Source organism: Variovorax sp. E3, assembly GCF_016082275.1.
Lineage (GTDB): Bacteria > Pseudomonadota > Gammaproteobacteria > Burkholderiales > Burkholderiaceae_C > Variovorax.
The window spans coordinates 18,995-45,226 of sequence record NZ_MOWM01000053.1 but is presented as its reverse complement, the minus strand read 5'-3'; the positions used below and the strand labels follow the sequence as shown (position 1 = coordinate 45,226).

At 68.9% G+C, this 26,232-nt stretch carries 23 protein-coding genes and 5 pseudogenes; 21 read left to right on the top strand and 7 right to left on the bottom strand.

All coding sequences use genetic code 11. The annotated features are described in order from the left end of the window. The 3 genes and pseudogenes from BMG07_RS19470 to BMG07_RS19460 form a co-directional block, all read left to right on the top strand. A partial coding sequence (locus BMG07_RS19470; RefSeq protein WP_198085936.1) for a helix-turn-helix transcriptional regulator occupies positions 1-393 on the top strand: 393 nt, incomplete at its 5' end. A gap of 56 nt (positions 394-449) precedes the next feature. Continuing rightward, a pseudogene (locus BMG07_RS19465) lies at positions 450-1,337 on the top strand (SDR family oxidoreductase); the annotation flags it as partial. A 164-nt stretch (positions 1,338-1,501) separates the two neighbouring features. Further along, positions 1,502-2,206: a DUF899 family protein gene (locus BMG07_RS19460; protein WP_198085935.1), complete on the top strand. Its 705-nt coding sequence runs from the start codon at positions 1,502-1,504 to the stop codon at positions 2,204-2,206. 19 nt (positions 2,207-2,225) lie between these two features. On the opposite strand, the gene BMG07_RS19455 is transcribed toward BMG07_RS19460, so the two are convergent. After that, positions 2,226-2,666 (bottom strand): hypothetical protein, encoded by a 441-nt coding sequence (locus tag BMG07_RS19455; protein WP_198085934.1) that lies wholly within the window; start codon positions 2,664-2,666, stop codon positions 2,226-2,228. Between the two features lie 208 nt (positions 2,667-2,874). Between BMG07_RS19455 and BMG07_RS19450 the strand changes: the two genes are divergently transcribed. Both BMG07_RS19450 and zigA read left to right on the top strand, forming a co-directional pair. Next, entirely contained in the window at positions 2,875-3,429 is a 555-nt protein-coding gene (locus BMG07_RS19450) for a fatty acid desaturase CarF family protein (protein ID WP_198085933.1), read from the top strand. A gap of 78 nt (positions 3,430-3,507) precedes the next feature. Beyond that, positions 3,508-4,700 (top strand): annotated as a pseudogene (gene zigA / locus BMG07_RS19445) (zinc metallochaperone GTPase ZigA). A gap of 10 nt (positions 4,701-4,710) precedes the next feature. On the opposite strand, the gene BMG07_RS19440 reads toward zigA, so the two are convergent. Beyond that, complete coding sequence (locus BMG07_RS19440) at positions 4,711-5,190, bottom strand: Fur family transcriptional regulator (protein ID WP_198085932.1); 480 nt, start codon at positions 5,188-5,190, stop codon at positions 4,711-4,713. Positions 5,191-5,339: 149 nt separating this feature from the next. Between BMG07_RS19440 and BMG07_RS19435 the strand changes: the two genes are divergently transcribed. The 4 genes from BMG07_RS19435 to BMG07_RS19415 all read left to right on the top strand — a co-directional run bounded on the left by BMG07_RS19435 (position 5,340) and on the right by BMG07_RS19415 (position 10,808). Then, positions 5,340-6,308 (top strand): AraC family transcriptional regulator, encoded by a 969-nt coding sequence (locus BMG07_RS19435; RefSeq protein WP_198085931.1) that lies wholly within the window; start codon positions 5,340-5,342, stop codon positions 6,306-6,308. Positions 6,309-6,395: 87 nt separating this feature from the next. Further along, the gene (locus tag BMG07_RS44195) at positions 6,396-8,558 is read left to right on the top strand and encodes an aromatic amino acid transaminase (protein ID WP_307867017.1); all 2,163 of its coding nucleotides are present in this window, start codon (positions 6,396-6,398) and stop codon (positions 8,556-8,558) included. Then, positions 8,555-9,730 carry an FAD-dependent oxidoreductase gene (locus tag BMG07_RS19420; protein ID WP_198085929.1) on the top strand — a complete coding sequence of 392 codons (1,176 nt, stop codon included), beginning with the start codon at positions 8,555-8,557 and terminating at the stop codon, positions 9,728-9,730. The genes BMG07_RS44195 and BMG07_RS19420 overlap by 4 nt, the downstream gene beginning before the upstream one ends. 82 nt (positions 9,731-9,812) lie before the next feature. After that, a complete protein-coding gene (locus tag BMG07_RS19415) occupies positions 9,813-10,808 on the top strand; it encodes a tripartite tricarboxylate transporter substrate binding protein (protein WP_269759174.1) in 996 nt (331 codons plus the stop codon). Positions 10,809-10,822: 14 nt separating this feature from the next. Here the strand turns inward: BMG07_RS19415 and BMG07_RS19410 are convergent, their stop codons facing one another. Continuing rightward, positions 10,823-11,131, bottom strand: a complete 309-nt coding sequence (locus tag BMG07_RS19410) for a hypothetical protein (protein ID WP_198085928.1) — start codon at positions 11,129-11,131, stop codon at positions 10,823-10,825. A gap of 145 nt (positions 11,132-11,276) precedes the next feature. On the opposite strand from BMG07_RS19410, the pseudogene BMG07_RS19405 reads away from it, so the two are divergent. The 5 genes and pseudogenes from BMG07_RS19405 (at position 11,277) to BMG07_RS19385 (ending at position 15,629) form a co-directional block, all read left to right on the top strand. Next, positions 11,277-11,938, top strand: a pseudogene (locus BMG07_RS19405) (alpha/beta hydrolase). Between the two features lie 13 nt (positions 11,939-11,951). Then, positions 11,952-12,269, top strand: a complete 318-nt coding sequence (locus tag BMG07_RS19400) for a putative quinol monooxygenase (RefSeq protein WP_198085927.1) — start codon at positions 11,952-11,954, stop codon at positions 12,267-12,269. Between the two features lie 165 nt (positions 12,270-12,434). Further along, on the top strand, positions 12,435-13,997 hold the full coding sequence (gene gshA, locus BMG07_RS19395) for a glutamate--cysteine ligase (RefSeq protein WP_198085926.1): 1,563 nt from the start codon (positions 12,435-12,437) through the stop codon (positions 13,995-13,997). A 186-nt stretch (positions 13,998-14,183) separates the two neighbouring features. Further along, a complete protein-coding gene (locus BMG07_RS19390; protein ID WP_198085925.1) occupies positions 14,184-14,564 on the top strand; it encodes a response regulator transcription factor in 381 nt (126 codons plus the stop codon). 138 nt (positions 14,565-14,702) lie between these two features. Continuing rightward, positions 14,703-15,629, top strand: coding sequence for an SDR family NAD(P)-dependent oxidoreductase (locus tag BMG07_RS19385; RefSeq protein WP_198085924.1), 927 nt, complete (start codon positions 14,703-14,705; stop codon positions 15,627-15,629). Positions 15,630-15,667: 38 nt separating this feature from the next. Here BMG07_RS19385 and BMG07_RS19380 read toward each other — a convergent pair. From BMG07_RS19380 to BMG07_RS19370, 3 genes and pseudogenes are all read right to left on the bottom strand, one after another. Beyond that, a pseudogene (locus BMG07_RS19380) lies at positions 15,668-16,029 on the bottom strand (HPF/RaiA family ribosome-associated protein). Between the two features lie 117 nt (positions 16,030-16,146). Next, on the bottom strand, positions 16,147-16,575 hold the full coding sequence (locus BMG07_RS19375; RefSeq protein WP_198085923.1) for a CBS domain-containing protein: 429 nt from the start codon (positions 16,573-16,575) through the stop codon (positions 16,147-16,149). 147 nt (positions 16,576-16,722) lie between these two features. Then, positions 16,723-17,328 carry an outer membrane protein assembly factor BamE gene (locus BMG07_RS19370; protein WP_198085922.1) on the bottom strand — a complete coding sequence of 202 codons (606 nt, stop codon included), beginning with the start codon at positions 17,326-17,328 and terminating at the stop codon, positions 16,723-16,725. Positions 17,329-17,533: 205 nt separating this feature from the next. On the opposite strand from BMG07_RS19370, the gene ylqF reads away from it, so the two are divergent. Further along, entirely contained in the window at positions 17,534-18,508 is a 975-nt protein-coding gene (ylqF, locus tag BMG07_RS19365) for a ribosome biogenesis GTPase YlqF (protein ID WP_198085921.1), read from the top strand. A 36-nt stretch (positions 18,509-18,544) separates the two neighbouring features. Here ylqF and BMG07_RS19360 read toward each other — a convergent pair whose 3' ends face one another. Beyond that, positions 18,545-19,381, bottom strand: a complete 837-nt coding sequence (locus BMG07_RS19360) for a hypothetical protein (RefSeq protein ID WP_198085920.1) — start codon at positions 19,379-19,381, stop codon at positions 18,545-18,547. A 101-nt stretch (positions 19,382-19,482) separates the two neighbouring features. On the opposite strand from BMG07_RS19360, the gene BMG07_RS19355 reads away from it, so the two are divergent. From BMG07_RS19355 to BMG07_RS19330, 6 genes and pseudogenes are all read left to right on the top strand, one after another. Next, on the top strand, positions 19,483-19,929 hold the full coding sequence (locus BMG07_RS19355; protein WP_198085919.1) for a Fur family transcriptional regulator: 447 nt from the start codon (positions 19,483-19,485) through the stop codon (positions 19,927-19,929). 88 nt (positions 19,930-20,017) lie between these two features. Next, positions 20,018-20,167 carry a type B 50S ribosomal protein L36 gene (gene ykgO, locus BMG07_RS19350; RefSeq protein WP_013542562.1) on the top strand — a complete coding sequence of 50 codons (150 nt, stop codon included), beginning with the start codon at positions 20,018-20,020 and terminating at the stop codon, positions 20,165-20,167. A gap of 159 nt (positions 20,168-20,326) precedes the next feature. Beyond that, positions 20,327-21,034 carry an ABC transporter ATP-binding protein gene (locus BMG07_RS19345; RefSeq protein ID WP_198085918.1) on the top strand — a complete coding sequence of 236 codons (708 nt, stop codon included), beginning with the start codon at positions 20,327-20,329 and terminating at the stop codon, positions 21,032-21,034. 61 nt (positions 21,035-21,095) lie between these two features. Then, a pseudogene (locus BMG07_RS19340) lies at positions 21,096-22,495 on the top strand (ABC transporter permease subunit). Positions 22,496-22,504: 9 nt separating this feature from the next. Further along, positions 22,505-23,998: an ABC transporter permease subunit gene (locus BMG07_RS19335; RefSeq protein WP_198085917.1), complete on the top strand. Its 1,494-nt coding sequence runs from the start codon at positions 22,505-22,507 to the stop codon at positions 23,996-23,998. Between the two features lie 48 nt (positions 23,999-24,046). Beyond that, complete coding sequence (locus BMG07_RS19330; protein ID WP_198085916.1) at positions 24,047-26,227, top strand: TonB-dependent siderophore receptor; 2,181 nt, start codon at positions 24,047-24,049, stop codon at positions 26,225-26,227. Positions 26,228-26,232: the final 5 nt, after the last annotated feature.

The following is a 26,232-nucleotide window of genomic DNA, read 5'->3' as shown; positions in this document are numbered from 1 at the left end:
CACACGGCCCTGCTGCACCGGCTGCGCGACAGCCCCGCCGCGGGCAACGGCAATGCCTTGGCGATGCACGCGGCACGGCTGATCGCCGCGTCGGGCGGGCGCCGGCCGTTGCGCGAAGTGGCGGCGGCTGTCGGTGTCGGCGAGCGCCGCCTGCAACAGCTTTTTCATGCGCACGTCGGCCTGTCGCCGCGCACCTGGAGCCGGCTTGCGCGGCTGCATGGCTGCCTGCGCGCGCTGCGGCTGCAGCCGTCGCCGGCCTGGGCCGACGTGGCGCTCGACGGCGGGTTCTACGACCAGTCGCACCTCGTCAACGAGTTTCGCGCGCTGTGCGGCGTCACGCCCACCGAATTCTTGGGGCGCGCGGCTTCGGGTTCTTCCAAGACGGCGGGCTGAGCGCGGACTATCTTCGTGCGCTCTCAAGCAAGGCAGAGCAAAAGGAGCCGATGAAGATGCAGAACGAAGAAAGCACAACCCGTCCGTTGAAGGACTGCGTGGCCGTGGTCACGGGCGCGAGCCGGGGCGCGGGGCGCGGCATAGCGCTCGAGCTGGGCGCGGCGGGCGCGACCGTGTACGTGACCGGCCGCAGCACGCGCGAGCGGCCAGCCGATTCGTACGGCCAGTTGTTGGCCTTGTCGGACATGCAGACCGTGCCCGGCAGCATCGACGACACCGCCGACGAGGTCACGCGCCAGGGCGGGCGCGGCATCGCGGTGGCGTGCGACCACACCCGCGAAGACGAGGTGGCCGCGCTGTTCGCGCGCGTGGCCCGCGACCAGGGCCGGCTCGACCTGCTCGTCAACAACGCCTGGGGCGGCCACGAGAGTTTCAACGGCGTGTTCGACGCGCCGTTCTGGGAACACCCGCTCGCCAACTGGGACACCATGTTCGAGCGTGGCGTGCGCAACCACCTCGTGGCCAGCCGCTGCGCCGCGCCGCTGCTGGTGAAGCAGAAGAAGGGGCTGATCGTGACCACCACCTTCTGGGACCGCGACCGCTACCTGCGCGGCAACCTGTTCTACGACCTGGCGAAGGCGTCGATGACGCGGCTGGCCTTCGGCATGGCGCAAGACCTCAAGCCCCACGGCGTGGCTTCGGTCGCCGTCTCGCCGGGCTGGATGCGCACCGAGTTCGTGCTGGCCGGGCACAAGACCGACGAGGCGCACTGGCGCGAGCGGCCCGAACTCGCGCGCACCGAGTCGCCGCGCTACCTGGGCCGGGCGGTGGCCGCGCTGGCGGGCGACGCTGCCGTGATGGAGAAAACGGGCGAGGTGCTGCGCGTGGCCGACCTGGCGCGGGCCTACGGGTTCACCGACATCGACGGGCGGCAGGTCGAGGCCTCGAGATGTAGCGCGCTCGCACCTGGGCGACGTAGGACAAAGGGGGGCGCGACAGGGGAAAAGCACGGACTGGCGCGGGGCCGCCTGCGGGATCAAGATGCGGTGGAAATCAACGCCAACCGCCATCAACGCCAACCGCAACAACCGCCAGGAGGTGACTCGCCATGTCCGTCCCAGCCGAACTCTCGTCCGCCAGCCAGCTGGCCAGGTCCAGCCCCATTCGCTTTCCCGGCGAAAGCGCCGCCTACCGCAAGGCGCGCATGGAGCTGCTGGCCGAAGAAATCGACCTGCGCCGCCGCATCGAGCATGTCGCCGAAATGCGCCGCGCGCTGCCGCCGGGCGGCGTCGTGCCCGAAGACTATGTGTTCGAGGGCGCCAGCGGGCCGGTGAAGTTCTCGGCGCTCTTCGGCAGGCACAACACGCTGATCACCTACAACTGGATGTTCGGCCCGCAGCGCGAGCGGCCATGCCCCATGTGCACGTCGCTGCTGGGTGCCTACGACGGCGAGATGCCCGACATCCTGCAGCGCGTGGCGTTCGCGGTGATCGCCACCTCGCCCATCGACCGCATGCAGGCCTTCGCGCGGGAGCGCGGCTGGCGCCACCTGCCGCTGTACTCGTCGGGCGGCAATGACTTCAACCGCGACTATGCCGGCGAGACACCCGACAGCGGCGACGTGCCGGCGTTCAACGTGTTCCGGAGCGACGGCGAAACGATCCGCCATTTCTGGGCCGCCGAAATGGGCCCCGGCAGCGCGGACCCGGGGCAGGACCCGCGCGGCGCACCCGACCCGATGCCGATCTGGAACCTGCTCGACATGACGCCGGAGGGGCGGGGCAAGGACTGGTACCCCAAGCTGAGCTACTAGGCGCCGCCGGCGCGGCCCTTCAGTAGGACCGCAACGCGATCCCCCAGCGCCCACCGGCACGCACCACGATCCACAGGTTGACGTGCGTGCTCAGCACCGCGCCCGCCGCGTCGCGCCGCGTGTAGGTCACGACGAAGTGCACCTTGTCGCTGCCCGCGAGCACGGGCTCTTTCTTCTCGTACTGCGTGCGGGCCCATCCGGCGGCCTTCAGCTGGTCGAAGAAGTCGGCCGGATGCTGGCCGGGTGAAGCCCAGTCGAGCCGCTGCGCGCCCGACAGCATGAGGTGCGGAAAGTGCAGCTCGGCGTCCATGCCCGCCGCGTCCGATGCATTGAACGCCGCGGTGAAGCGGTCGAGGCAGGCCGACGCGGCGTCGATCGCTTCGGCCTGGGCCTGGGCCTGGGCTTGGGCTTCGGGCTTGGAGGAGGGCGGCGGGGCGACGAAGGCATGGAGGTCGGTCATGGCCGTGGATGGTAGGCGACTGAGCGCCGCCGCGAAGTAGCGCCGCGCTCCCCGCGCGGCATCGCGGGAAGATACTGCGCAAGCCTTGCGCGGTGAAACCCCTGCGCCCGGAAACAATGCGCCCGCCCTTGCACGAAACGTTCGAGGGCCTGCGTGTTCAACTCCGGAAAGTCAAAGACGCGTTCGCGTCGGTCGTATGAGAGATCTCGTGTTCCAGTTCGTCGGTGTGGTGTTGTTGGCCGACTTCTTCAGCGGCCTCGTGCATTGGGCGGAAGACGCCTACGTCCGCAAGGAAACGCCCGTCGTCGGCCGGTGGATCGGTGAAGCCAACATCGAGCACCACGTGCGACCCCGGGCCTTCGTGGTGCGCAGCTGGTGGGCCAGCTCGTGGGACCTGGTGCTGACCTCCGTGCTGGTGCTCATGGGCGCGTGGTGGCTCAAGGCGCTGACGTGGAAGGTGTGGGTGTTCGCGCTGGTCAGCGCCAACGCGAACCAGGTGCACAAGTGGGCGCACCGCGCGCCGCACGAGAACGGCCGGGTGGTCACGCTGCTGCAGAAGCTCAAGCTGCTGCAGACGCAGCGCCATCACGCCCGGCACCACACGGGGCAGAAGAACTCGCACTATTGCTCGATCACCAACTTCCTCAACCCTTTGCTGGAAGAGATCAACTTCTGGCAGGGCCTGGAGTACGTGATCGAGAAGACGCTGCGGTTCAAGCGCAAGCCGGACATTTCGGTCAAGGCCATCGCCCAGCCGGCCTGAACGAGTACCCGAGTAAACGCAACAAAGTTGCGTTGCTCCATATAATGCAATCCTGTTGCATATATGGAGCCTGCCCCCATGGCCGATCGCCTCCCCGTCACCGTGCTCTCCGGCTTCCTGGGCGCCGGCAAGACCACGCTGCTGAACCACATCCTCAATAACCGCGACGGCCGCCGCGTGGCGGTCATCGTCAACGACATGAGCGAGGTCAACATCGACGCCGCGCTGGTGCGCGAGGGCGGCGCCCAGCTCTCGCGCACGACGAGCGGCTGGTCGAAATGAGCAACGGCTGCATCTGCTGCACGCTGCGCGAAGACCTGCTGATCGAGGTGGGCCGGCTCGCGAAGGAGGGGCGCTTCGACCAGCTGGTGATCGAGTCCACCGGCATCTCCGAGCCGCTGCCCGTGGCCGAGACCTTCACCTTCGCGGGCGAAGACGGCAAGAGCCTGGCAGACGTGGCGCGGCTGGACACCATGGTGACGGTGGTCGACGCCTTCAACTTCCTGCGCGACTACGGCTCGGCCGACAGCCTGGGCAAGCGCGGCCAGTCGCTCGGCGACGAGGACACGCGCACGGTGGTCGACCTGCTGATCGAGCAGATCGAGTTCTGCGACGTGCTGGTGGTCAACAAGACCGACCTCGTCACCGCCGGGGAGCGCGAGCGGCTGATGGCCATCCTGCACAGCCTGAACCCGCGCGCCCGCATCGAGGTGTCGGAGTTCGGCCGCGTGGCGCTGGACCGCGTGCTCGACACCGGCCTGTTCGATTTCGAGGAGGCCGAGCAGGCGCCCGGCTGGCTGGCCGAGCTGCGCGGCGAGCACCAGCCCGAGAGCGAGGAATACGGCATTCGCAGTTTCGTCTACCGCTCGCGCCTGCCGTTCCACCCGATGCGCTTCTGGAAACTGGTGCAAAGCGAGTGGGAGGGCGTGGTGCGCTCCAAGGGCTTCTTCTGGCTTGCGAGCCGTGCCACGCGCGCGGGCTCGTGGTCGCAGGCCGGCGGCGCCTGCCGCTATGGCGCGGCGGGGTTCTGGTGGGCGGCGGTGCCGCGCGAGCACTGGCCGACCGACCCCGATGCGCTGGAACTCATCCGCAAGAACTGGGACCCGGCCACGGGCGACGCGCGGCAGGAGCTGGTGCTGATCGGCATCGGCATGGACGAAGACGCGTTGCGCGCGCGGCTCGATGCCTGCCTGCTGACCGAGAACGAAATGCGCTTCGGCGCCTCGTGGTGGCAGAACTTTCCCGACCCGTTCCCTTCGTGGAACGCGTGATCGCCAAAACCTAGCGGGCGCACTCCCCGCAGGTGCCGTGCAGGGTGAGGGCGGTGTGGCGGGTGTCGATGCCCTGCTTGCGCAGCGCCTTGCCCAGCCGGCCCATCACCTTCGGCAGCTCGGGGTCGGACGGCAGGGCCAGCACCTTGTGGCACTGGTCGCACTCGAAGGTGTTGCCCGACTCGGCCTCGACGTGGCGCGAGAAGCGGTTGACACGGTCGGCGCCCACGCGGCGGTCGCACAGGCCAGCCTCGACCAGCCGGTCGAGCACGCGGTAGACCGTGACGCGGTCGGGCGCCTCGCCGGCGGCGGCGGTGTAGGCCGCGGCCACTTCCTCGTGGGTCAGCGGCTGGGAGCTGTGCTCCAGCAGCTCGAGCACGGTCTGGGCGGCGCGCGTCACGCGCAGGCCGCTTTCGCGCAGCAGCCGTTCGCTGTCGAACGGGGCGGCGGCTGCAAGAGGGGGCTTCGGGTGCGAGGTGGTGGTCTTCATGCGAAACGCCATTGTGTTGCATCCGGGGGCGCCCCGGCCAGTGCGGCGCCGAATCGCCCTGTTGGCCCGGTAGCCATGCCAGATAATCGCCGCCAGTCAGACACCCCTCAGGCCACCAGCGGAACGAACAGAGAGAGAGACAGAAGAGCATGGACCCAGCGCGCGACGCGGACGCACTCAGCCATGTGCTGTCGACGTACCGGTCCGAAAGGGCCGTGACGGCGCGCTTCTCGCTGTCCGCGCCCTGGGCGCTGCATTCGACCGGCGTGGACGGCCCGCTGATCCGCATGTGCACCGGCGCCCCGTACTGGATCGGGGTGGACGGCGCTGAGCCCGTGCAGGTGGCGCCGCACGACATCGCGATGCTGCCGCACGGCGGCGCACACACCGTGTCGTCGGCGCCGGGGCTGGAGCCCGTGCCTTTCCGCTCGCTGATCGAGGCGCACTCGGTCGGCCGGCACGGCGACCACCCGATCGTGTTCTCGCACGGCGGCGGCGGGCCCGTCACCGAGCTGTTCTCGCTGCACCTGTGGATGCCCGCGCAGGGGCTGGGCTCGATCATCGGCAGCCTGCCGCCGCTCATCGTGCTGCGGCAGGCGCAGATTCCGACCACGGCCTCGCTGGCGCAGGCGATGGAGTCGCTGGTGAACGAGACCGTCACCCAGCGTCCGGGCTGGCAGCTGTCGGCGGCGCGCATGGCCGACCTGCTGCTGGTGCACGTCCTGTGCGAGCACCTGTACGCCCAGCCGCAGGCCCAGGCCAGCAACCAGACCGGCCGCCTTCGCGGGCTGGACGACGAGAGCATTGCGCGCGCCATGTCGCTGATGCACGAGCGGCCCGCGCACCCGTGGTCGGTTGCCACGCTGGCGCAGGCCAGCTATTTGTCGCGCACCGTCTTCAGCGAGCGCTTTCGCACGCTGGTGGGCGTCACGCCCATGCACTACCTGGGCTCCTACCGCATGACGCTGGCGGCCGAGAAGCTCAAGAACCGGCAGCTGAGCCTGCACCAGGTGGCCGAGGCGGTCGGCTATGCGTCGGAGAAGGCGTTTTCGCGCGCCTTCCAGCGCTGGACGGGCATGACCCCCAGCGCCTACGCCCGGCGGCACGGCGCGGGCTGAGCCCGGCCCCGCTTTCGCGGACGAACGGTGACCAAATCCGGCGTGCCGGAGGTTGAGGCGCGTCCGCGTGCGCCGAACAATCGGCGCATGGCCATCCCACGCAAAAGAGTCATTCCCGAAGTCCGCGACCCCGCGCTCGAGCTGTCGCTGGTGAAACCCATTGCCGGCGGCGACAACCAGCAGCGCGCCGCCACGGTGCAGAGCACCGACGGCGAGCCGATCGTGCGCTTCGAGGGCGGCAGCAACCCCTACCTGGAGCACCAGCGCAACGACCTGCTGCTGAGCCTGCAGCACATGCGCAGCGAAGGCCACGACGAGATGGTCTTCATGTGCATCACGCACTGCAAGGAACTGACCTTCAAGGCCCTGCACTACGAGCTGGCCAACATGCAGGTTCGCATCCGCGCCGACGACGTGGCCGGCGCGCTTCAGCTGGTGCCGCGCGTGCGCGCGCTGCTCGAGTTCCTGGGCAAGACCTGGGACGTGCTCTCGACCATCACGCCGCACGAGTTCAACCAGTTCCGCAACACGCTGGGCATTGCCTCGGGGCAGCAGTCGTACATGTATCGGCACGTGGAGTTCATCCTGGGCAACAAGTCGGTGCCGCTGGCGCGCGCCCACGCCAACAACCCCGACGTGTGGCCGCAGATGGAGCGCGCGCTGAATTCGCCGAGCCTGTACGACGACGTGCTGGCGCTGCTGCACCGCCGCGACATCGCCGTGCCGCCCGAGGCGCTGGCGCGCGACTGGTCGGCGACCTACGTGCCCCACCCCGGCGTGGAGGCCGCGTGGCTGTGGGTGTACGGCGACCCGACGCCCGAGAACGCGCTCTACCGCCTGGGCGAGGCGCTGATGGACATCGCCGATGTGTTCTCGCAGTACCGCTGGCGGCATTTCGTGTCGGTCGAACGCATCCTGGCTTCAAGCCGGGCACGGGCGGCTCGGCCGGCGTGGGCTGGCTGCGCAGCGTGGTCGACCACCGTTTCTTTCCCGAGCTGTGGTCCGTGCGGACGCAGCTCTGAGCCCGCCTTTCGCCTTTCATCTGCTGGAGTTTTCTTCTTGTTCGATCAACTGCCCCCTTATGCCGACGACCCGATCCTCGGCCTGTTCGAGGTCTACAAGGCCGATGCGCGGCCCCACAAGGTCAACCTGGGCATCGGCATCTACTGCGACGAAGCGGGACGGGTGCCGGTGCTCGAGTCGGTGCGCGCCGCGCGGGCCGACGGCGTGGGCGCGCGCGGCCCCAGCGTCTATTTGCCGACCGAGGGCGGCGAGGGCTACCGCAATGCCGTGCGCGAACTGGTGTTCGGCGAGGCCGCCGAAGACATCGTGGTGGTGCAGACCGTGGCGGGCACGGGCGCGCTCAAGGTCGGCGCCGACTTTTTGAAAGGCGTGCTGCCCGAGGCCGCGATCTGGATGCCCGACCCGACCTGGGCCAACCACGCGGCCATCTTCAGCGGCGCGGGCTTTCGCGTCGAAAGCTACCCCTACTACGCAAAGGCCACGGGCCGCTTCGACCTCGACGGTGCCGTTGCCGCGTTGAGCAAGCTGCAGGCCGGCAGCGTGGTGCTGCTGCATCCGTGCTGCCACAACCCGACCGGCGTCGACCCTTCGCAGGCCGAGTGGCATGCACTGCTCGACGTGATCGCGCGGCGCGGCCTGCTGCCGTTCTTCGACATGGCCTACCAGGGCTTCGCGCACGGCGTGGACGAAGACGCCTGGGCCGTGCGCGAATGCGTGCGGCGCGGCATCGCCTGCCTGGTGGCCAGCTCGTTCTCGAAGATCTTCTCGCTGTATGGCGAGCGCGTGGGCGCGCTCGGCGTGCATGCGCCTTCGGCCGACAAGGCGCGGCTGCTGGGGCAACTGAAGTTGGCGATCCGGCGCAGCTATTCGTGCCCGCCGGCGCAGGGCGCGGCGCTGGTGGAGGCGGTGCTTGCCAACCCGGCGTGGAACGCGCAATGGCGCGCCGAGCTGGACGCCATGCGCGGCCGCATGCGCGACATGCGCGCCGACTTGCACGGCCGGCTCGCCAAGGCGCTGCCCGCAAAGGACTTCGGCTTCCTCGTCGAGCAGAACGGCATGTTCAGCTACTCGGGCCTGTCGGAGGCGCAGATCGACGCGCTGCGCACGCGCTTCGGCGTGTACGTGGTGTCGTCGGGACGCATCTGCGTGGCGGGCCTCAACGCGTCGAACATCGCGCATGTGTGCGAGGCGCTGGCCGACGTGTGCGCGAGCGGGGCAATGCAATGAAGCAGGGCGCAGCGGTATTGATCGTGGGCGCGGGCATCGCGGGCTGCTCGGCCGCCATCGCGCTGGCCGACAAGGGCTTTCGCGTCACGCTGATCGAGAAGCAGGCCGAATGGCGCTTCCAGAGCTCGGGCATCTTCATCTACAGCAACGGGCTGGAGGCGCTGCGCCGGGTCGGCGTGCTGCCGCGCATCCTGGAGGCGGGCTTTGCCATAGAGGACGGGCGCAACGTGTACCTCGACCATCTCGGGGCGCCGATCGTCGACGTGTTCTATCCGCGCTCGAGCGGCGGCGCGGCGCCCATCGTCGGCATCAAGCGCGCGGAAATGCACCGCGTGCTCGCGGCGCGGCTCGACGCGCTGGGCGTGGAGATCCTGCTGGCGACCACGGTGGCGAAGATCGACGCGCCCGCGGGCGGCGACCATGCCGAGGTCACGCTCTCGGACGGCGGCACGCGGCGCTTCGACCTCGTGGTCGGGGCCGACGGCATCCGCTCGCAGGTGCGCGAGGCGGTCACCGGGCCGGTCGCCCCGCGCTACACGGGCTTCGGCGTGTGGCGCAGCGTGCACGAGCGCCCGCGCGCGTTCGACGCCAAGGTCATGATGATGGGCATCGGCAAGCGGCTGGGCATCATGCCGATCAGCGACGACCGGCTCTACATCTTCGGCACGGTCGGCGAGCCGGCGGACCGCTGGTACCCGAAGGACAGTTGGCCCAGGCAGATGCGCGAGCGCTTTGCCGAGTTCGGCGGGCCGGCGCGGCAGTTCCTCGACCAGATCGGCGCGGACTCCGAAGTGCTCTACACGGCCGTCGAGGAGGTGCAGGCGCCGCTGCCCTGGCATGCCGGGCGCGTGCTGCTGATCGGCGACGCGGCCCATGCGTCCACGCCCTTCATGGGGCAGGGCGGGGCGATGGCGGTGGAAGACGCGGTGGTGCTGGCCGACATGCTCGCGCGGCACGGCATCGCCGACGCCACGCTGCGGGCCTTCGGCGAGCGCCGCTATCCGATGTGCCGCTTCGTGCAGGACGCCTCGCGCAAGGTGGGCGAGGCCGGCGCGCTGGAAGACGCCGAGAGCTGCGCGCGGCGCAATGCGGCCATGCGCAGCGGCGCGCAGCAGCAGGTCGACGCGTTCTATGGGCAGCTGCAGGCGCTCCATATGCCCGAATGCACCTAAGCATCTGACAAATGGGTCGTTCGCTTGCGGACCAAGGCGCGCCAGAATCGCGCGCTTTGTTTCCTGCAATCGAAAGTTCACCATGCGCGCCCGTTCCCTGCTGACCCCGATCCTCGCCCTGGGCGCGCTGTGGGCCGGCGTTTCGCTGCCCCTGGTTGCGCAGGCGCAGCAGCCCGGCGCGGCCTACCCGTCGAAGCCGGTGCACATCACGGTCGCGAACACGCCCGGCAGTTCGCCCGACGTGCTGGCGCGCTTTCTCGGGCAGCGGCTGTCGGAACAATGGAAGCAGCCGGTGGTCATCGACAACCGCGCCGGCGCGGCGGGCATCCTGGCGGCCGACGGCCTGGCCAAGGCGCAGCCCGACGGCTATTCGCTGCTGGTGGGCGCCGACGGGCCGATCACCATCCTGCCCAACATCCAGGCCGGGCTGCCGTACGACGCGCGGCGCGACCTGGTGCCCGTGGTGTCGCTCGGGCAGATCGACTTCGTGCTGGTGGCCAACCCGAAGACGGGCTTTCGCACGGTGGCCGACTTCGTGCGGGCGGCCAAGGCGCACCCGGGCCGCATCAACTACGCATCGGCCGGCAACGGCAGTCCGCAGCAGCTCAGCATGGAGCTGCTCAAGCAGAAGACGGGCATCTACGTCACCCACATCCCGTACCGGGGCGGCCCGCTGGGCATGCAGGACGTGATCGCGGGGCAGGTCGACGTGATGTTCATCGCCGTGGGCCCGGCGCTGCCGCAGATCCGCAGCGGCCGGCTGGTGGCGCTGGGCACCAGCGGCGAGAAGCGCCACGCGCTGCTGCCCGAGGTGCCGACCGTGGCCGAAACCTACGCGGGCTACCGCTCGGGCACGTGGTTCGGGCTGTTCGCGCCGGCGCGCACGCCGCAGCCGGTGATCGACGCCATCGCGGCCGAGGCCGGGCGCATCGTGCAGTCGCCGGCCGCGCGCAGCGAACTTGCGGCGCAGGGCATCGAAGCCACGGGCCATTCGCAGCGCCAGTTCCAGACGCAGGTGTCGGCCGAGTACGAGCGCTATGCGCAGATCGTGAAGGCGGTCGGCATCAAGGCCGAATAGTCCTCAGAGCCGCTTCATTTGACGGACCGGGCCAGCGCCTTGGCGAAGGCCTCCACGTCGTCTTCGCGGCACACCTCGGCGGCCAGCGGGGCGTGGCCCTGCGCCACGGCCGCCAGCGCCATCGCCTTCTTCGGGCACAGGCCCAGGCAGGTGCACTGCACCACGCGCAACCGCACCGGCAGGTGCGCCAGGCCGTGTTTGAGTTCCTTGCGGACCTGCCTGGCCCTGAGTTTCGTGGGGCCGTCGCTGCGCTCTTCACAGTCGCCGCAGACCAGCACCACGCCGGCCAGCTTGGTCTCTACCAGGGGAGGGGAATGGCTCACGCGGGGTTCCTTGCTGTCTTTGCAGCCCATGTTGGGCGGGGCGCAACCATGTGCAAGTCAGCCAACCGGCCGTTTCCGTGCCTCTGGCAGGCCCCGAATGCGCTAAGGTCTGGCCATCCGCGTTCCTGAATACCTTTGCCCGACCATGTCCCGTCCCCCGATCGAGATCGAAACCGCCCCCAACCCCACCGCCACGGTGATCGTGATGCACGGCCTGGCGCCGACGGCAACGACTTCGTGCCCATTGCCAACGAGCTCGACCTGTCGGGCGTGGGCCCGGTGCGCTTCGTGTTTCCCAATGCGCCGGTCATGCCCGTGACCATCAACGGCGGCTACCAGATGCCCGCCTGGTACGACATTGCCGCCGCCGACCTGGCCACGCGCGAGGACGAAGCCGGCCTGCGCCGCTCGCAGGCCGCCATCGAGGCGCTCATCGCCAGCGAGAAGGCCCGGGGCATCGCCGCCGACCGCATCGTGGTGGCGGGCTTCTCGCAAGGCTGCGCCATGGCCCTCATGACGGGCCTGCGCCACACCGAGCGGCTGGCGGGCATCGTCGGCCTCTCGGGCTACCTGCCGATTGCCGCCACCACCGCGGCCGAGCGCCATGCGGCCAACCACGAGACGCCGGTGTTCCTGGCGCACGGCCGGCAAGACCCGGTGGTGCCCATGGCCAGCGCCCTGCGTTCGCGTGACGCGCTGGCCGAACTGGGCTACACCGTCGAATGGCACGAGTACACGATGGCGCACTCGGTGTGCATGGAAGAAATCGCCGACCTCAACCGCTTTTTGCTGCGGGTGCTCGGCTGAAGGAGACAACCCCATGATCCTGGTCATCGGACACGCGCTGGCAAAGCCCGACACCCTGCAGGCGATGCTGGCCATCAGCACGGAGCACGTGCTGCGCTCGCGCGCCGAGCCCGGCTGCATTTCGCACGAGGTCACGACCGACGTGCTGGAGCCCCTGCGCCTGACCTTCGTCGAGCGCTGGAGCGACATGGCCGTGCTGCAGGCGCACTTCCGGGTCGATGCTTCGCGCGCCTTCGGCAAGGCGCTGGCGGCCATGGCCGACGGCACGCCGGAGATCCACGTCTACCAGTCCGACGAGATCGACCTGTCGGCGGGCCGCGCCAAGGCCTGATTCCGGCGCACCGCCCAAGTGCTCAACCCCCGTGGCGTCTATGCGCGAAGCTATCAAAAATGTAGCGCGTGACAGGGTAGCCGGACCCGGGATTCCCTGCGCAAGCAACGTGCGCGCGCCCGTGCTACCTTCCAGCCCCTCAGAAGATTGATGGGTCATAACAATATGAGCAACAGATTGCAGGAGAGGTTGGGTGCACTTTCAGCCGCACGACTGAAAGGCATGCGCCGTGGCATCGAGAAGGAAAGCCTGCGCGCGCTGCCGGACGGCAAGCTCGCGCTCACGCCGCACCCGCTCGCCCTGGGCTCCGCGCTCACGCATCCGCACATCACGACCGACTTCAGCGAATCGCAGCTCGAACTCATCACGGGCGTGCACGCGGGCGTGGCGTCGGCGCTGGAAGAGCTCACGCGGGTGCACCAGTTCACCTACCGCGTGCTCGACGGGCTGGGCGACGAGCGCCTGTGGGTGTCGAGCATGCCCTGCGGCCTGCCGACCGACGAGACCATTCCGATCGGCCGCTACGGCTCGTCGAACGTGGGCCGCGCCAAGAGCGTGTACCGCATGGGCCTGAGCCATCGCTACGGCCGCCGCATGCAGACCATCTCGGGCATTCACTACAACTGGTCGCTGCCCGACGTGACGAGCGAGCAGTACTTCGCGTTGATCCGCAACTTCCGCCGCCACGCCTTCCTGCTGCTGTACCTGTTCGGCGCCTCGCCGGCGCTGTGTTCGAGCTTTGTCGCGGGCCGCCCGCACGAGCTGCAGCCGCTGGGCGACGGCAGCATGTTCATGCCGCACGGCACCTCGCTGCGCATGGGCCGCCTGGGCTACCAGAGCGACGCGCAGGCCTCGCTGGCCGTGAGCTACAACAGCCTGGACGGCTACGGTGCCTCGCTGCAGGACGCGCTCACGCGCCCGTGGCCGGCGTATGAGGCCATCGGCATCCGCAACCTGGGCGGCGACTACAACCAGCTGGGCACCAGCCTGCTGCAGATCGAGAACGAGTTCTACGGCACCATCCGCCCCAAGCGCGTGATCAACCCCGGCGAACGCCCGCTGCACGCGCTGCGCGAGCGCGGCGTCGAATACGTCGAAGTGCGCCTGATGGACCTCGACCCCTTCGAGACTGTCGGCATCAACGCGCAGACCATGCGCTTCATCGACGTGTTCCTGCTGCACTGCCTGCTGAGCGATAGCCCGGACGACACGCCGCAGGAAATCGCCGACCTCGCGCACAACCAGCACCTCACGGCCGCGCGCGGCCGCGAGCCGGGCCTGCGCCTGTCGCGCGGCGGCAGCGAAGTGGCGCTGGCCGACTGGGGCGTGGAGCTGGCCGAGCAGTGCCTGCCGATCGCCGAGGCGCTCGACGCCGCGCAGGGCAACGGCACGCCGCACGTCGACGCGGTGCGCGCCGCGCTGGCCGCGCTGGGCAACCCCGACAGCCTGCCTTCGGCGCGCGTGCTGGCCGCCATCGAGCAGCAGCACGGCAATTCGTTCGTCGGCTTCGTGCGCGCCCAGTCGGAGCAGACCCGCGCCGCGCTGCTGGCGCTGCCGTTCTCGCCCGAGCAACAGGCCGCGTTCGAGCAGATGACGGCCGAGTCCATCCAGGAGCAGAAGCGCATCGAGGCGGCCGACACCATGCCCTTCGAGATCTACCGCGAGCAGTACGTGTCGCCGGCCCGGCTGGGCATGGCGCGCGGCCGCGTGGCGGCGCTGGCGGCTTAGGCCTTTGGACTCCGTGCGAGGCGCGCCGCGCCTGGCATGACGACAGGCGCGGGCGCCGATGGCCTACAGGCATTGACCCGCATCGCCCACCGCGCGCTTCGCCGGCGCTGCGACGATGTGCTTCATGCACCGCCCAAGCCTGTCGTCCAGTTTCTCCCGGCTTGCCGCCGGGCCGGCGGTATCGCCATGACCTTCAAGGCCTACCTCGTCGAAGACAGTCCGGTGATCCGCGAGAACCTCGTCGGTTTTCTGCAGGACGTGGCCGATGCCGAAGTCGTGGCCTCCGCCAGCACCGAGGACGAGGCCGTGACGTGGCTGGGCCAGCACCGCGACGGCTGGGACCTGACCATCGTCGACCTGTTCCTCAAGCGCGGCAACGGGCTCGGCGTGATCCACGCCTGCCGCAACCGCGCGCCGCACCAGAAGGTGGTGGTGCTCAGCAACTACGCCACCGCCGACATGCGGCAGCGCTCGGAGCAACTGGGCGCCGACGCCTTCTTCGACAAATCGGCCGAGCTGGACCAGCTGGTCGCCTATTGCGAGACGGTGCGCTCTTCCCTCGACTGACCCGTGGATTGCTGACGCGCGGGCGACTGGTCCTCCGCGCGGGGGACTGCGCCCGTTTGCCTTTCTGGGGTAAAACGCCACGCTGCCGCCCTGGCGGCACCGAACAACGGCAACTCCCTAGGAAAGCGACAGAGAGACATGAGCAGCAGCAACAGCATCGACTTCAAGGGCCGCGTGGCCATCGTCACCGGCGCGGGCGGCGGCCTGGGCCGCCAGCATGCGCTGGCCCTGGCGGCGCGCGGCGCCAAGGTGGTGGTGAACGACCTGGGCGGCGCGCGCGACGGCTCCGGCGGCTCGGTGGGCGCCGCGCAGGCGGTGGTCGACGAAATCAAGGCGGCCGGCGGCGAGGCCATTGCCAACGGCGCCTCTGTGACCGACTTCGAGGCAGTGCAGGCCATGGTCCAGCAGGCGGTGGACGCCTGGGGCCGCGTCGACATCCTCATCAACAACGCCGGCATCCTGCGCGACAAGAGCTTCGCGAAGATGGAGCTGGCCGACTTCAAGCTGGTGGTCGACGTGCACCTGATGGGCGCGGTGAACTGCACCAAGGCCGTCTGGGCGCTCATGAACGAGCAGAAGTACGGCCGCATCGTGATGACCACCTCGTCGTCGGGCCTGTACGGCAACTTCGGCCAGAGCAACTACGGCGCGGCCAAGCTGGCGCTGGTGGGGCTGATGCAGACGCTGAGCATCGAAGGCGCCAAGAACGACATCCGCGTGAACTGCCTGGCGCCCACGGCCGCCACGCGCATGACCGAAGACCTGTTCCCCAAGGAAATGCTCGAGGCCTTCCGCCCCGAGGCGGTGGTTCCCGCGATGCTGGTGCTGGCCGCGCAGGACGCGCCCAACCGTACCATCCTGTGCGCCGGCGCCGGCACCTTCGAGGCCGCGCACATCACGCTCACGCAAGGCGCGTGGCTCGGCATCGAGGCCGACACGCCCGAGCAGTTGGCCGCGCGCCTGTCGGACGTGACGGAGCGCGAGGGCGAAGTCGTGCCGCAAAGCGGCGCGGCGCAGGGTTCGAATGAAGTGGCCAAGGGCATGGCCAACGCGAAGCGGGGCTGACGTGAAAAGGCGGGCCGTCATGGCCCGCCTGCGTTGCTTTATTCCGCGATGAAGTTCGCCGCGTCCTTGCGGATCGAGTCGCGGTCGCGGTGGTTGTTCAGGCGGCCCAGCGTGTTGTCCAGCAAGCGCTTGAGCTTGTCGGCCGCGCCGCGAAAAGCCTCGTCGAGCTGGCCGCGTGCTGCGTCACCGCCAGCGGCTGGTGGTGCGCCAGGCGCGCTTCCATCACGCAGCACTTGTCGGCGCCGCCGGTCTTGTCGTGGTTCTCGTCGCTCAGATGCACCTCGACGCGCGTCACGTCTTCGGCGAAACGGCTCAGGTGCTGCTTGATCTCGGTGTCGGCCCAACGCTCCAGCGCGTCCTTGTTGGTGATGCCGTTGCTCGTATTGACCTGAATCTGCATGCAATGTCCCTGCTGGATGGATGAACGAAAGCCCACTGTGCGCCCGGATGCGCCCGGGCGTGCGTAGGTCTATTCCCTACCCACGCGCCGGGCAGGGTCCGCAATGCGGCAAATTGCTCAGCTCTGGATGTACGTGGTCAACTGCTCGATGGTGGCCTCGTGGTCCGAGATGATGTCGTCCATCAAGTCCTGGATGGAGATCATGCCGACCACCTTGTCGCCGTCGACCACCGGCAGGTGGCGGAACTTGCGCTGGCTCATGAGCGTCATGCAGGCGCGCGTGCGGGTCTGCGGCGTGACGGTCATCACGTCGGGCGTCATGATTTCGCTGACGCGCACTTCCTTCGAATTCTTGCCCTGCAGCGCGACCTTGCGGGTGTAGTCGCGCTCCGAGAGAAAGCCCACGAGCTTCTCGCCGTCCATCACCATCAGCGCGCCCACCTCGAAGCGGGCCAGCGTGGCCAGCGCGTCGAACACGGTGGCATGCGGGGAGGTGCGCCAGGCCGCGGAATCGTGGCGCTTGAGCAGTTCGGAGACGGGTTTCATCGCGGTAACTCCATAAAAAAGTTGTTCGACTCGACCGACGCTCATGCGCCGCCCTCGCTCAAATGATAGGGGCGGAAAACGCCCGCGCGATGCAAAACCCTCTAGGGGATTGCGTGTGTGTGCAACACGCGCGCAATGCGCGAGAACTTAAGGCTGTGCAGCCGCGGGCGCGAGCACGCGGCTCAGTGCCACGGCGTCACCCACCACCGTCTTCACCAGGCCCTTGTCGTCGAAGTTCACCTGGAACTCCGACCAGCTGTCGCGCCAGTAGCGCCACACCGGTGCATCCAGGCGCGGGTTCTCGCTGCCCACCGGATAGCCGATGGCCATCAGCACCTGCTCGCGCGTCATGCCGGGCATCACCTTGGCGGCCAGGATGGCGTCGCGCACGGCGGGCGCGAAGGCGGCCATCTTCTGCTTCGGGTCTGCGGTGACGACGTAGCGCTGTGCAAACTCCGGCAACGTGATGTTGCGGCTGTAGTCGTTCTTGATGCGCTGCGGCTTGCCGCCGAGGTCGAGGCTGAACCAGCGGAAGTCGTAGGCCGTGATGCGCGCCGGCGTGCCCACCGCCACGATGCTGGTGCCCTGCTCGTCGTAGTTGATGTCGCTGATCGAGTCGCCGTAGGTGCGCATGTTGCAGCACAGGTAGCCGTTGATCATGGGGCCGGGCGGCGGGGAGGGCCGCTGGGCATGGACGACGGTCGCGGACATGGCGGTGGCTGCCAGCAGGGCAGCGGCAAGGCGCTTGAGCATGGATTTCCCTCGAAGTCTTGTTGGAATGGCCGCGGGGCGCGGCCAGAGAAATTCTAGGCAGAATGGCCGCCCGTAGCTATCGAAAATGTAGCAAGCAGGTCCCGTTCAGGTTCCCGGTCCACAATGCGCACCCGGCCCGAGCGCCGGCCCCGTATTCCCCGTATCCCCCGAATTCCAGTCAGCGCGAAAAAGAAAGAGCCCACCGATGGCGATCCAGTGGTTCCCCGGTCACATGTATTCGACCCAGAAGGCCATCACCGAGCGGGTGAAGGACATCGACGTGGTCATCGAGCTGCTCGACGCGCGCCTGCCCGGCTCCAGCGCCAACCCGATGCTGGCCGAGCTCACGGCCGGCCGGCCCAGCCTGAAGGTGCTCAACAAGCAGGATCTGGCCGACCCCGAGCGCACCGCGCGCTGGCTCGCGCACTACAACGCGTTGCCGGCCACCCGCGCCATCGGGCTCGACGCGAGCCAGACCACGCCCGCGCAGCAGCTCGTGAAGGCCTGCCACGAACTCTCGCCCAACCGCGGCGGCATGGCCAAGCCGATGCGCGTGCTGATCTGCGGCATTCCCAACGTGGGCAAGTCGACCCTCATCAACACGCTCACGGGCGGGCGCAAGGCCAAGACCGGCGACGAGGCCGGCATCACCAAGCTCGAGCAGCGCATCACGCTGGCCGACGACTTCTACCTGTGGGACACGCCCGGCATGCTGTGGCCGCGCATCATCGTGCCCAAGAGCGGCTACAACCTGGCCGCCAGCGGTGCCGTGGGGCGCAACGCCTTCGACGAGGAAGAGGTGGCGCTGGAGCTGCTCGGCTACCTCAAGATGCACTATGGCGCGGGCGTGGCCGCGCGCTTCAAGCTGGTGGAGCTCGACGCCGCCACCATGGCCGACATGAAGGACGAGGCCCTGCTCGACACCATCGGCCGCAAGCGCGGCGCGCTGCTGGGCAAGGGCAAGGTCAACCTGCAGAAGGCCGCGGAAATCGTCATGCACGAATTCCGCGCCGGCAACCTCGGGCGCATCACGCTCGAGACGCCCGAAGAGTTCGCCGAGTGGCTGGCCGAGGGCCAGCGCCGCGACGCCGAGCGGGCCGCGAAGAAGGCCGCGCGCGGCAAGAAGGGCAAGAACAAGGTGCAGCCCGACGCCGAGACGGCGTCCGAAGAAGACGCCTGATCGCCTGGGCCTTTCGCCTTCGCCTTCGCGTCCGCGTCAGTCGAGCGCGAACAGGGCCGCCGCCGCCTCGTTGAGCGCCACCGTGCGGCGCGAGTCCGGATGCGGCCCGGCCGCCTTCAGCGCGCGCTGGTACAGCGCCACGCGCGTGGCCGACACCGGCCGGCATAGCGGCCGGCTCACGGCGTGCGCGAAGCTGCGCCCCGGCACCACATAGCGCCCCGGGTTGAGCCGCGCGAAGCGGATGTACGCCTGCAGCGCATAGAGCATGTCGGCATGCAGCGCGTCCATGCGCTGCTCGGCGTCCTTGCCGATCTGCGCGTGGCCCTTGGCGTCTTTCTTCAGCGGCAGGCCCAGGATGTCGGCCATGTCGATCTCGAAATGCGTGAAGTCGCCGTACGGGCGCTTGCAGTCGATCATGAAAGTGCGCCAGTTCGCGCGCTGCAGCAGGCGGATGTGTTCGTCGGTCACGTCGAAGGCTTCGCGCCGCCCGACCGGCGGCTGGAAGGCGTAGTGCCCCTGCGCGAAGCTTGCGTGCAGGAAGAAGGCCGAGGCCACGTTGGTGAACCGGTCGAAGGCCGGCGAGGGCCCGCCGTCGATTGCCTCGCCGAGCTGCTCCAGCGTCAGGTCGGGCGGCACGATGGCGGGCGCGCCGGATTCGCAATCGATCCATTCGGCCTTGCTGCGGCGGAACCAGTCGATGTCTTCCTGCGTGATCTCGACGCTGCCGATGGCGGTGGCCGGCAGGGGCGACCCCGGCGGCGCGGCGGCGGGCGCGGGCGCGCTTTTCTGTTCGCAGCCCGAGACGGCGAACAGGGCGGACGCCGCGCATGCGGCCGACAAGGCCAGCGCGCCTCGCCGATGAATCCTTCTCACGTTTTTTCTCCCATGGAAAAGCGTTTGGGTTCCCGAGGATGCCACGCCGGGCTGACCCCGGACTGAGGGCGGTTTCCGCAGGCGGTCACTATCATCGGCGCATGCAACGTCTCACGCGTCAACGCAACGCCGTTTTTTCCGCCTTCAGCGACGTCGGTCGCGTGCTCACCGCCCCTGAAATCCTGTCGCGCGCCAGGGAGATCGTGCCCGAGATCAGCCTGTCGACCGTGTACCGCCAGGTCTCGCTGCTCCTGGCCGACGGCGAGATCGCCAAGGTCGAGCTGCCGGGCGAGCCCGCGCGCTACGAAGTGGCCTGCAAGCCCGAGGCGCATGCCCATTCGCATCACGACGGCAAGGGCGCGGCGCACGAGCACCACCATCACTACTTCCACTGCTCGAACTGCGGGCAGGTCTTTCTGCTGCATGCCTGCCCGGGCCCGATGGACGACCTTGCGCCCAAGGGCTTCCAGGTGCGCAGTCACGAAGTCACGCTGCACGGCCTGTGCGCGCCTTGTGTAAAGGCCGGTGCCGGCAAGCACGCAAGTTAGGCGGCAGTCAGTTTTTCGATGTTATTGAGAATGAATTCTCAATAACGTATAGTCGCGGGTCCGAATCTTCACGGCTCCCTGTACGACCATGCAAGTCCTTTCCTCGCTCAAAGAAGCAAAGAAGCGCCACCGCGATTGCCAGGTGGTGACGCGGCGCGGCCGCACCTATGTCATCTGCAAGTCCAACCCTCGCTTCAAGGCCAGGCAGGGCGGCGCGAAGAACAAGAACAAGCGCTGAGCGTTGAACGCCAGCGCTGACCCGGCGCGCTGATCCGCGCGACCGGCGGCAACGCCCGGCGACGCAGAGCGCCGGCCTCCCCACGAACACCGAACCAACGTTTCGGCGCCCCGCGCGGCGCGAGCCTGCGCGCGCCTTTTTTCAACCTGGGTTTCTTCCATGCTCCGAGCCATCGGCCTCACCAAACAGTACGGCGCGCACACCGCGCTCGACCGTCTCGACCTCGACATCCGCGCCGGCGACATCTATTGCCTGCTGGGCGCCAACGGCGCGGGCAAGACCACCACCATCAACCTGTTCCTGAACTTCATCGCGCCGAGCGCGGGCACGGTCGAAATCAACGGCACCGACGTCACGCGCCACCCGGTCGCGACCAAGCAGGACGTGGCGTACATCCCCGAGCAGGTCACGCTGTACGGCACGCTCTCGGGCCTGGAAAACCTGCGCTTCTTCGCCGGCCTGGCGCTGGGCCACGAACTGCCGCGCGAGCGTTTGCTCGAGCTGATGACCGAAGTGGGGCTCGACCACGCCGCCGCCGACAAGCGTGTGTCCGCGTATTCGAAAGGGATGCGCCAGAAGGTGTGGATCGCGGTGGCGCTGGCCAAGCAGGCCAAGGCGCTGTTGCTCGACGAGCCCACCTCCGGCCTCGACCCGCAGGCCGCCAGCGAGTTCTCGGGTCTGCTGCGCCGCGCGGCCGACAGCGGCGTGGCCGTGCTCACCACCACGCACGACCTGTTCCATGCGCAGCAGACCGCCACGCGCGTCGGAATCATGAAGCGCGGCCGTCTGGTCGAAAGCCTCGACGGCGAGGCGCAGATCGCGCAGACCGATCTGCAGTCGCTCTACCTGCAACACATGAGGACTTGAGATGACGACTCGCCCCGAACCAGAACGCCAGGCAACACAACGCCGCATGGAGAACTGACGCATGCTGCTCACCTGGATCGCACGACGCGAATTCATCGAACGCCTGCGCGACGGGCGTCTGTACTGGGCCGGTGGACTGGTCGCCGTGCTGCTGCTCACCGCACTGGCCGTCGGCTGGTCGCACCAGCGCGAGGCCCGCGCCGAACAGCAGGCCGCGCAAGCCATGGACTACCGCGACTGGCTGCACCAGGACCGGCGCCACCCGCACGACGCCGCCCACCAGGGCATGCACGCCTTCAAGCCCGAAGCCGCGCTGGCCATGATCGACGCGGGCATCAACCCCTTCATCGGCAGCACCGTGTGGCTGCAGGCGCACCGCCAGAGCGAAGTCAAGTTCAACGCAGCACAAGACGCGACCGGCCTGCAGCGCTTCGGCAACCTGTCGGTGGGCTGGATCCTGCAGGTGCTCGGGCCGCTGCTGGTCATCGTGCTGGGCTTCAATGCCTTCGCCGGCGAACGCGAGCAGGGCATCCTGCGGCAGACGCTGAGCCTGGGCGTGCCGCCGCTGCGCCTGCTCGGCGGCAAGGCCCTGGCGCTGGCCGCATCGCTCGCGGTGTTGCTGGTGCCGGCCGCGCTCATTGCCGCCGTGGCGGTGGCCGTCGGCGCGGGGGAGGGCGAGCGGCTCGACGCCCTGCTGCGCCTGGGTGCATGGGCGCTCGGCTATGCGGTGTACCTCGGCATCTTCGTGTTCCTCGTGCTCGGCGTGTCGGCCGCGTCGTCCACCTCGCGCATGGCGATCACCGTGCTGCTCGCGCTGTGGATCGGCCAGGCCGTGATGGCGCCGCGCGTCATGTCCGAGCTGTCGCGCGCATGGTTTCCGAGCCCGACGCGGCTCGTGTTCAACCAGGCGCTGGGCGACGAGCTCAAGGCCGTGTCCAACCAGGTGTGGCAAAAGAACTTCGGCACCACCGAGCGCTGGGGCCGCGACGTGCCGCTGAGCAAGTGGGGCATTGCGCTGCGCCTGGACGACCAGGCCTCCTACCCCGTGTACGACCGCCACTACGGCCGCCTGTGGGACACCTGGGAGCGCCAGCAGCAGGTGCAGGAATGGAGCGGTCTGCTGATGCCCATCCTCGCGATCCGCAGCTTCTCGATGGGCATGGCGGGCACCGACTTCGCGCACCACCGCAGCTTCACGACCGCGGCCGAACTGCACCGCCGCCACATCCAGGACCTGATGAGCGAAGACCTCGTGGCGCATGCGACCCGATGGGCGACCGCCACTTCGCCTACCAGGCTACGCCCGATCTGTGGGCCACCGTGCCGCCGTTCGACTACCACCCGCCGCACGCGGGCTGGGCGCTGTGGCACCAGGCGCGCAGCCTGGCGGTGCTGTGTGTCGGCCTGCTGCTGGCCGCCGCGTTCGCTGCCTTCGCCACCCTGCGCCAGCGCGCGCTCTGAAGAGACGACATGACGAAGAACGATTCCCTTCACCCGCCCCAAGGCCGCCGCCTGCTGGCCGTGATGCGCCAGGAGTGCCGCCTGATGCTGGCCGAGCGCACGCTGTGGGCCGTGGGCGCGCTGTTCCTGCTGCTGGTGGCCTACGCCCTCGGCAACGGCCTTGTGCAGACCGCGAGCCGCGACCGCGCGCAGGCCGCAGTGGCGCAGGCCGACCGCGACACGCGTGCCGCGCAGCGCCTGCTGCTCACCGGCATCCTCGCCGGCACCGCGCAGCCCACGCCGTTCGAGAACCCGGCCGACCCGTCGCGCATGGCCAGCAGCTACGGCGGCCAGCACGCGCTGCTGCCGACCGCGCCGCTGGGCCCGGTCGCGCTGGGGCAGAGCGACCTGTTCCCGAGCCAGTTCCAGGTCACGGGCCAGAGCCGCGTGGTGTTCATGAACCCGAGCGACATCGAAAGCCCCTGGCACCTGCTGAGCGGGCATTTCGACCTGGCGTTCGTCATCGTCTACCTGCTGCCGCTGCTGATCTTCGCGCTCAGCTACAACCTGCTGTCGGCCGAGCGCGAGAACGGCACCTTGCGGCTGCTGCTGTCGCAACCGCTGCGGCTGCGCACGCTGCTGGTGGGCAAGCTGTCGGTGCGCGCGGCCGTGCTGCTCGCGCCGGCCGTGCTGCTGCCGGTGGCGGTGCTGCTGGTCGCGCGGCAGGCGGGGCTGGCGGGCACGGGCGGCGGTGTCGGCAGCGCCACCTTGTGGTGGGCTTTGCTGGTCGGTGCCTACGCGCTCTTCTGGTTCGCGCTGGTGGTGGCCGTCAATGCCTTCGGCGCTTCGTCGGCGACGAACGCGATGGTGCTGGTCATCGCGTGGGTGATGCTGGTGCTGGTGGCGCCGGTGCTGCTGAACCTGGCGGTCACGCAGGCCAGCCCAGCGCCTTCGCGCACCGAGCTGGCCACGCGCCAGCGCATCGTCACGGCCGAGGCCATGAAACGCCACGCCGACCTGATGAGCACCGACTACCAGCACGTGGGCCGTGGCGCCATCCTGGTGCCGCGCGACGGCAAGATCGAAATCGCCGGCCGGCTGCTCGGCAACTACCTCATCGAGAAGGAAGTCGACGAGGCCATCCGGCCCGAGCTCGACCGCTTCGACGCGCAGCAGGCCCATCAGCAGGCGCTGCTGGGCCGCTTCAGTGCCGTGTCTCCGGCGGCGGTGGCCTACGAGGGCATGACCGCGCTGGCCGGCACCGGCACGCGGCGGCAGGCGCGCTTCGAGTCGCAGACCGTGGCGTACCACGCGGCGTGGAAGCAGTTCTTCTTTCCGCGCATCGACGCGCGCGACGCGCTGACGCCGGCCGACTTCGACCGCATTCCCGCCTTCGCCTGGCAGGAGGAGCCGCCCGGCCTGTTGCGCGGCCAGGCCGCGTGGGCCGTGCTGCAGCTGCTGGTGCCGAGCCTGCTGCTGTTCGGCCTGGCCGCGTGGAGGCTGCGCCGCTTCTCGGTCGCGTAGCCGCGCACCCGTTTTTCTTTTTTCCAGCAATCCCAAGCAAGCAATCCAATGACCATGTTCATCCGCACGGCCGTGGCGGTGGCCGCCGCCACGTCGTTCCACGCCGCCTACGCACAAAGCAGCGCCGAGCTCGGCACCGTCACCATCGAGGGCAGCCGCGACGCCAACAGCCTGCACCTGAACGATTCGAGCGGCACCGCGTCGCGCCTGGGCCTCTCGGTGCGCGAGACGCCGGCGTCGGTCGAGATCCTTTCGCAGGACGCCATCCAGCAGCGCGGCGCGCGCACTTTCAGCGAGGCCCTGCGCGGCATGGCGGGTCTTTCGGGCGGCGGGCCGCCGTCGTCGCCGACCACGCTGTCGACACGCGGCTTCACCAGCCTCATGTACCTGTACGACGGCGTGCGCAGCTCCGGCGCCGGCGTGACCAACCGTGTGCAGGACACCTGGAACTACGATCGCATCGAAGTGCTCAAGGGCCCGGCCTCGGTGCTCGACGGCGAGGGCGCCATCGGCGGCGTCGTCAACTTCGTGACCAAGCGGCCCGACCGCGACAACCCCAACAAGGAAGCGCTGCTTTCGTACGGCAGCTACGGCTCCACGCGCGCGGCCTTCGGCTTTGGCGGCGCGCTGGGCGATGCCAGCGCCTACCGGCTGGACTACAGCCGCAACGACACCAGGGTCGGCACCATCGACCGCAACGGCGAACGCATCGACCACTTCACGAGCGGGCTGCTGGTCGACCTCGGCGGCTCGGTGAAGCTCGACCTGTCGTTCGATTACCTGCGCGACAACAACCAGGCCTACTGGGGCACGCCGCTGGTGCCGCGCAGCTTTGCCACGCAACCGACCGGCGTGGTCAGCACGCCCGACGGCCGCGTGATCGACAAGCGCCTGGCGCGCAACAACTACAACGTGCCCGACGACGAGAACTCGTCCGAAACCTACTGGCTGCGCGCGCGCCTGACCGGGCAAGCGGGCGGCGGCTGGTCGTGGCGCAACGAGTTCTCGGCCAACAAGTCGAACCGCGTGTTCCGCAACTCCGAAAGCGCGGTGTTCGTGGCGCCCGCCAACATCGCGCGCGACCAGACGCTGATCACGCACGACCAGGACTTCTGGCTGAACCGCTTCGACGCCACGCACAAGGGCACGCTGGGCGGCATGGACAACCGCTTCGTGGTCGGCGGCGAATACAGCGAAACGCGCTTCGGCAGCCAGCGCCGCTTTTCCGACAGCAGCGCGGCCACCGCGAGCCTGCTGCGCGTGTCGGTGTTCGACCCGTACCTGGCGCCGTTCAACGACAACCCCGCGCTCAGCACGGGCGGGGGCAACCGCACCAACACCACGTCGAACGTGAAGGTGACATCGGTGTTCGTCGAAGACGCGCTGAAGCCGCTGCGCAACCTCACGCTGGTGGGCGGGCTGCGGCATGACCGCACCGAGGTCGAACGCGGCATCACCGACCTGAACCTGGGCAGCTACGCGCGCTTCGGCGCGAGCTACCGCGCGACCTCGGGCCGCATCGGCGCGGTGTACGACATCACGCCGCAGTCGAGCGTGTATGCGCAGTACACCAATGCCACGCTGCCGGTGAACTCGCTGTTCCTGCTGTCGGCGTCGAATGCGGCGTTTCCGATGTCGCGCGGCAAGCAGGCCGAGGTGGGCTTCAAGCAGAGCCTGCCCGAGGCCAACCTCGAGTGGACCGCGGCCGCCTACAAGATCGAGCTGGGCAACGTGCTCTCGCGCGATCCGAACAACCCCAACAACACGGTGAACAACGGCAGCCAGTCGTCGCGCGGCATCGAGCTGTCGACCGTGTGGCGCCCGACGCGCGAATGGACGCTGGCCGGCAACCTGGCCGCGCTCGACGCGCGCTTCGACACGCTGGTCGAAGCGGGCAACGTGTCGCGCGTGGGCAAGACGCCGCCGAACGTGCCCGAGCGCGTGGCCAACCTCTTCGCGACCTATCGGCCCGACGGCTCGAAGTTCGAATACTTCGCGTCGCTGAACCACACCGGCCCGATGTTCACCGACAACGCCAACCAGATCCGCATCAACGGCTTCACCACGCTCGACGCGGCCGTGAGCTACCGGCTGCAGAAGGCGCTGCTGACCTTTCGCGTGCGCAACCTGACCGACAAGCTCTACGCCACCTGGGCTGGACGCGCGACCAGCCAGGTGCTGCTGGCGCCGCGCCGGACCTTCGAGCTGTCGGCCAAGTTCGACTTCTGACGCGA